Genomic DNA, 5,786 nt, shown 5'->3' with positions numbered 1-5,786 from the left:
CCGCCGCCCCGCCGGCAGCGGTCCCGGCTCCGGCTGCCGCCCCCGCACCGGCCGCTGCGCCGGCCGCGTCCGGTGGCTCGACCGCCAGCGCCTCGGTGCCGAACCCGAGCCAGGACGCCTCGGCCTCCGGCTACGTCACGCCGCTCGTGCGCAAGCTCGCGAACGAGCAGGGCGTCGACCTCTCGACGGTGACCGGCTCCGGTGTCGGTGGCCGCATCCGCAAGGAAGACGTGCTCGCCGCCGCTGAGGCCGCCACCAAGGCCCCGGCCGCCGGTGGTTCCGCCGCTGCTGCCGCTGCCGGTCCCTTCGTCGCCGAGGTGTCGCCGCTGCGCGGCACCCGCGAGAAGATGACCCGCCTCCGCAAGGTCGTCGCCGAGCGTGCCGTGCAGTCGATGACCTCGACCGCGCAGCTCACCAGCGTCGTCGAGGTGGACGTCACGAAGGTCGCGCAGTTCCGTGACGCGCACAAGGCCGAGTTCCTCGAGAAGACCGGTGCGAAGCTCTCCTTCATGCCGTTCTTCGCCCTCGCGGCGTCCGAGGCGCTGAAGGCCCACCCGAAGATCAACTCGACGGTGGAGGGCGAGGAGATCGTCTACCCCGAGACCGAGAACGTCTCCATCGCCGTCGACACCGAGCGCGGCCTGCTCACGCCGGTGATCAAGGACGCTGCGTCGCTCAACCTGGCGCAGTTCTCCCAGTCGATCGCCGACCTCGCGGAGCGCACCCGCAACAACCAGCTCAAGCCGGACGAGCTCGCGGGTGGCACGTTCACGCTGACCAACACCGGTTCGCGTGGCGCGCTGTTCGACACCCCCGTGGTGTTCCTGCCGCAGTCGGCGATCCTCGGCACGGGCATCGTGACGAAGCGTCCGGCGGTCGTGAAGGTCGACGGCCAGGAGGCGATCGCGATCCGTTCGTTCGTCTACCTCGCGCTGTCGTACGACCACCGGATCATCGACGGTGCGGACGCCTCGCGCTACCTCGTCGCGGTGAAGAACCGCCTCGAGGAGGGCAACTTCGGCCCGAACCTCGGGTACTGAGCCCGGCGCTCGTCGACGTCAGGACGGCCCCGATCCCTCGTGGATCGGGGCCGTTCCCCGTTCCGGGCACGGCGTGCTCCTGGTGGTGCATCTGGGTGACGGTACCCCGCTGGGGGTGCCGGTCGGTCGGACGCCCGGGTCAGCCGATGGTGAACACCGCCGCGGCCGTCAGGCCCGCCGCGACCACGACCCCCACGAGCGCGCGGCGGAGCGGGAGTCGTCGCCCACGTCCGATCGGTACCCCGCGTTCGACGAGCTCACCGAGCACCGCCCAGGGCGACGCCTCGGTTCTGGACGCCGCGCGTTCGGGCAGGCCCACGAGCAGGTCGTGGACCGGCGGGTCCCAGCGGACCGGCCGCGGCGCCGCTGCGGCACGGACCACGGCCAGTGCCTCGATCACCGCCGCCGAGTCGCCGTCGAGCGCCGCGGCCAGGGCCTCGTCGATGCGAGGACGCTCGTCCGAACGTGCGTCGGTCCGTTCCCACACCAGCCGAGCCGCGAGCACCAGGAGCCGCGCACCGTGCTCGTCGGATCGCCGGACTCCGTCCGACCCGGGAGGTCGATCGCACAGCACGACGGCGCCGGCATCGTCGACGAGGACGTCGTCGAGTCCCGCCGAACCGATGCGCACCGCGCCGGTCCGCTCGGCCACCGCGAGTTCGAGGAGCGGCACCGTCAGTGTGACGGCGACGCCGGTCGTCGGGGTACCGACGATGTCGAGCGCAGCGGCGAGGACCGTCCCCGGCGGCCGGAGCACGTCCACCGCGAGGCGTCCGTCCGGCAGCCGCCCGACGTCGACGACCGGCGCCAGGTGGCGGGCCGCGCGGTCCCGGGAGACAGCCGCACGGTCCGCGAGCCACGCCAGGAACGCTCGCTTGTCGGCCACGGCGCACCACCGGTCGTGATCGGTCTTCGTCTGCATGTCGAACACCCTCGTCGGGACCGGTCGCCCGCGGTCGGGCGGGACACCGTTCTGTGGAGAACCCCGTTCGCCCACAGCCGGACCGACGACGGTCCTCGGAACTCGACGCAGGCCGTATCCTGGTCGCATGGCACGCAGCAGTTCACAAGGTACGGCGGCGAAGGAGCCGGGTCGTCTCAAGCAGATGTACCAGGTCTTCACGATGACCCGTCGGGCGGACCCGAGCTCCGTCTGGTGGTTCGCACTGGCATTCGTCGTCCCGGTGGTCCTGGGCGTTCTGCTCGCACTGCTCCTGCCCGGACAGAACTGGCTCGCGATCACCCTCTGGATCGTCGCGGGCGTCCTGCTCGGCGTGCTGCTCTTCCTGATCGTCCTCGGCCGGCTCGCCGAGCGCGCTGCCTACTCGCAGATCGCGGGGCAGCCCGGCGCCGTCGGTGCCGTCCTGTCGAACTCGCTCCGTCGCCAGTGGCGCTCGAGCGAGATGCCCGTCGCGGTGCACGGTCGTTCGCAGGCCGCGGTCTACCGGGCGGTGGGCACCCCGGGTGTCGTCCTCATCACCGAGGGCCAGCGCGGCAACCTCAACCGCCAGGTCGACGAGGAGCGCCGCAAGGTCCAGCGCATTGTCCCGAACGTGCCCGTGCACGTCGTGCACGTGGCGAGTGGCGCGGACGACAAGGCTGACGACGCCGTCACGCTGCACAAGCTCCCCCGTGCGATGAACAAGTTCAAGAAGGCACTCAACCGCAACGAGGTCCTGGCGGTCGCGAACCGGCTCGACTCGCTCACGCAGAGCCCCGCCGCGTCGATCCCGAAGGGCATGGACCCGATGCGTGCCCGCGCCGGCCGTCCGCGCTGAGCGACTCCCCCGTCCACCGAGAACGCCCCCGACCGTGCCAGGTCGGGGGCGTTCCGCGTGCGGGCTGCGTGGCGGAGTCGGCTCTGGACGCGGCGAGGCCCGGCTCGGCTCGGCTCGGCTCGGCTCGGTCCGACTGACGGCGCACGGTGCCGGCCTCGTCAGCCCGTGCGAAGTTGGCGGCACCGTGCGAGCCTGCAGCGCCGCACCGAGCGGGCAACCTCGCACCGGCCGGACGACCACGCACCGTGCGGCACCGGCCGGCGGGCTTCGTCGCACGCGGCGCACGGTGCCGGCCTCGCCAGCCCGTGCGAAGTTGGCGGCACCGTGCGAGCCTGCAGCGCCGCACCGAGCGGGCAATCTCGCACCGGCCGAACAACCACGCACCGTGCGGCACCGGACGGCGGGCCCCATCGGACGCGATGCACGGTGCCGGTCACGCCAATCCGTGCGAGGTTGGCGACACCGTGCGAGCCTGCAGCGCCGCGCGGAGCGGGCAACCTCGCGCCGGCCGAACAACCACGCACCGTGCGGACAGAACACCGTGCAGACTGAGCGCGCCGGCGCGCCGCCCCGCGCCTCCGCCCCGCGCCGGCGCCCCGCGCCCCCGCGCGTCAGCGCCGGACGAGCACCGTGCCCGCGATCCGGTCGTGCGCCCCGCGACTGTCGCGGTCGATGATCAACGCCGGCACGACCAGGCAGAGCAGCAGCGTCCGCACCACGGGCCGCCAGACCCCGACGTACCCGCCGCGCATCGGCACCACCCGGAGCCCGACGCAGATGTGCCCGAACGACCCGGACAGCAGGCAGATGAACAGGATCTGCAGCGACGCGAAGATCGCGATCTGGATCCACGAGTGCGCGATGTCGCCGGAGCCGTTCACCGGCGACCACACCCCGGTCACGTACGCCACGAGGTCCGCGAGTGCACCGTCGATGAGCAGGGCCACGACGCGACGGCCGATCCGCCCCACGCTGCGCGGCCCCTCCTCGGGCAGACCGAGGTCCTTCCCCGGCCAGCCGTCCGGGTGCCCCGATCCCCCGGAGGACGACGCGGACGACGAACTGGTGCTGCGGGCCATGCCCCAAGCGTAGGCGAACCGGTCGACGTAACACGCACGAAACAATCCAGTCATGTCCGGGAAACCCTGTGTCAATAGCCTCGTCGGAGGGTGCACCCGCGGCACCTCCACATCACCCAAACCCCCAGGAGATCGACACACATGTTCAGCGATTCCTCCGAGGTCCTGGCCTTCATCAAGGACACGGACGTCAAGTTCCTCGACATCCGCTTCACCGACCTGCCCGGCGTGCAGCAGCACTTCAACATCCCGGCATCCACGGTCGACGAGGACTTCTTCTCGGTCGGTCAGCTCTTCGACGGTTCCTCGATCCGCGGCTTCGCGTCGATCCACGAGTCGGACATGCAGCTCATCCCTGACGTGACCACGGCGTACATCGACCAGTTCCGCGCCGAGCGCACGCTGATCATGATCTTCGACATCTACAACCCGCGGAACGGCGAGATCTACGGTCGCGACCCGCGCCAGGTGGCCAAGAAGGCGGAGAAGTACCTCGCGTCGACGGGCATCGCGGACACCGCGTTCTTCGCCCCCGAGGCCGAGTTCTACATCTTCGACGACGTCCGCTACTCGGTCACCCAGAACAAGTCGTTCTACTCGGTCGACTCCGAAGAGGGCGCGTGGAACACCGGCCGCGAGGAAGAGGGCGGCAACCTCGCCAACAAGACCCCGTACAAGGGCGGCTACTTCCCCGTCTCGCCGGTCGACAAGACGGCGGACCTGCGCGACGACATCACCCTCAAGCTGATCGAGGCGGGCTTCGAGCTCGAGCGCTCGCACCACGAGGTGGGCACCGGCGGCCAGCAGGAGATCAACTACAAGTTCGACACGATGGTCCACGCCGCGGACGACATCCTGAAGTTCAAGTACATCGTCAAGAACACGGCCGACCAGTGGGGCAAGGTCGCCACGTTCATGCCGAAGCCGCTCTTCGGAGACAACGGCTCGGGCATGCACACCCACCAGTCGCTCTGGAGCGACGGCAAGCCGCTGTTCTACGACGAGAACGGCTACGGCGGCCTCTCGGACGTCGCCCGCTGGTACATCGGCGGCATCCTCAAGCACGCTCCGGCGCTGCTCGCCTTCACCAACCCGTCGATCAACTCGTACCACCGTCTGGTGAAGGGCTTCGAGGCCCCGGTCAACCTGGTCTACTCGGCCGGCAACCGCTCCGCCGCGATCCGCATCCCGATCACGGGCACGAACCCCAAGGCCAAGCGCATCGAGTTCCGCGCGCCGGACGCCTCGGGCAACCCGTATCTCGCGTTCGCCGCGCAGCTCATGGCGGGCCTCGACGGCATCCAGAACCGCATCGAGCCGCACGAGCCGGTCGACAAGGACCTCTACGAGCTCCCCCCGGAGGAGGCCAAGGGCATCCCCCAGGTCCCGGGCTCGCTCGACGAGGCGCTCGACGCGCTCGAGGCCGACCACGAGTTCCTCGTGAAGGGCAACGTCTTCACCGAGGACCTCATCCAGACCTGGATCGACTACAAGCGTGAGAACGAGATCCTCCCGCTCGCCCAGCGCCCGCACCCGTTCGAGTACGAGCTCTACTTCGGCGTCTGACACGCACCGCACCACGAACGCCCCCGCACCGGTCTCCGGCGCGGGGGCGTTCCGCTGTGCCGAGACTCAGCAGGGCGGACGTCACGCGGGGCGCAGCACCGCGCAGGTGTCCGCATGGCCGAGTCTCGTCGCCGGGCCCGGCCGTGCGGATGGAGACGTGACCGCCTGGAGGCGGGGGGGGGGGGGGGGGGGCCCCCCCGCCCCCCCCCCCCCCCCCCCCCCGGGGGGCCCCGCCGGTACGTTCCCTCCCCACCCCCCGCGGTTGGCGGCACTGGTGGGGGGGTCCGGGGGCGAAACCACCCGCCTGTACCCCCCGATTCCAC

5 protein-coding genes are annotated in these 5,786 nt (G+C 71.0%); 3 read left to right on the top strand and 2 right to left on the bottom strand.

Going from position 1 to position 5,786, the window contains the following annotated elements:
* Positions 1-1,040: 2-oxoglutarate dehydrogenase, E2 component, dihydrolipoamide succinyltransferase (sucB, locus tag ACNQOV_RS18010; protein ID WP_416396285.1), on the top strand; the 1,040-nt coding region annotated here is incomplete at its 5' end.
* A 139-nt stretch (positions 1,041-1,179) separates the two neighbouring features.
* Here the strand turns inward: sucB and ACNQOV_RS18005 are convergent.
* Positions 1,180-1,962 carry a hypothetical protein gene (locus ACNQOV_RS18005; protein ID WP_416396283.1) on the bottom strand — a complete coding sequence of 261 codons (783 nt, stop codon included), beginning with the start codon at positions 1,960-1,962 and terminating at the stop codon, positions 1,180-1,182.
* 127 nt (positions 1,963-2,089) lie between these two features.
* Between ACNQOV_RS18005 and ACNQOV_RS18000 the strand changes: the two genes are divergently transcribed.
* Entirely contained in the window at positions 2,090-2,818 is a 729-nt protein-coding gene (locus tag ACNQOV_RS18000; protein ID WP_416396281.1) for a DUF4191 family protein, read from the top strand.
* A gap of 611 nt (positions 2,819-3,429) precedes the next feature.
* Here the strand turns inward: ACNQOV_RS18000 and ACNQOV_RS17995 are convergent.
* A complete protein-coding gene (locus ACNQOV_RS17995) occupies positions 3,430-3,897 on the bottom strand; it encodes an RDD family protein (RefSeq protein WP_416396279.1) in 468 nt (155 codons plus the stop codon).
* A 141-nt stretch (positions 3,898-4,038) separates the two neighbouring features.
* Between ACNQOV_RS17995 and glnA the strand changes: the two genes are divergently transcribed.
* Positions 4,039-5,463, top strand: a complete 1,425-nt coding sequence (gene glnA / locus ACNQOV_RS17990) for a type I glutamate--ammonia ligase (RefSeq protein ID WP_022907114.1) — start codon at positions 4,039-4,041, stop codon at positions 5,461-5,463.
* Positions 5,464-5,786: the final 323 nt, after the last annotated feature.

Source organism: Curtobacterium sp. LFS084 (assembly GCF_047977705.1).
Taxonomy (GTDB): domain Bacteria; phylum Actinomycetota; class Actinomycetes; order Actinomycetales; family Microbacteriaceae; genus Curtobacterium.
This window is presented reverse-complemented; position numbering and strand designations above follow the sequence as displayed.

Excerpts from the sequence above, each read along its gene's own strand:
- ACNQOV_RS18005 (WP_416396283.1), bottom strand. The coding sequence starts at position 1,962 with ATGCAGACGAAGACCGATCACGACCGGTGGTGCGCCGTGGCCGACAAG.
- glnA (WP_022907114.1), top strand. The coding sequence starts at position 4,039 with ATGTTCAGCGATTCCTCCGAGGTCCTGGCCTTCATCAAGGACACGGAC.
- ACNQOV_RS18000 (WP_416396281.1), top strand. The coding sequence starts at position 2,090 with ATGGCACGCAGCAGTTCACAAGGTACGGCGGCGAAGGAGCCGGGTCGT.
- ACNQOV_RS17995 (WP_416396279.1), bottom strand. The coding sequence starts at position 3,897 with ATGGCCCGCAGCACCAGTTCGTCGTCCGCGTCGTCCTCCGGGGGATCG.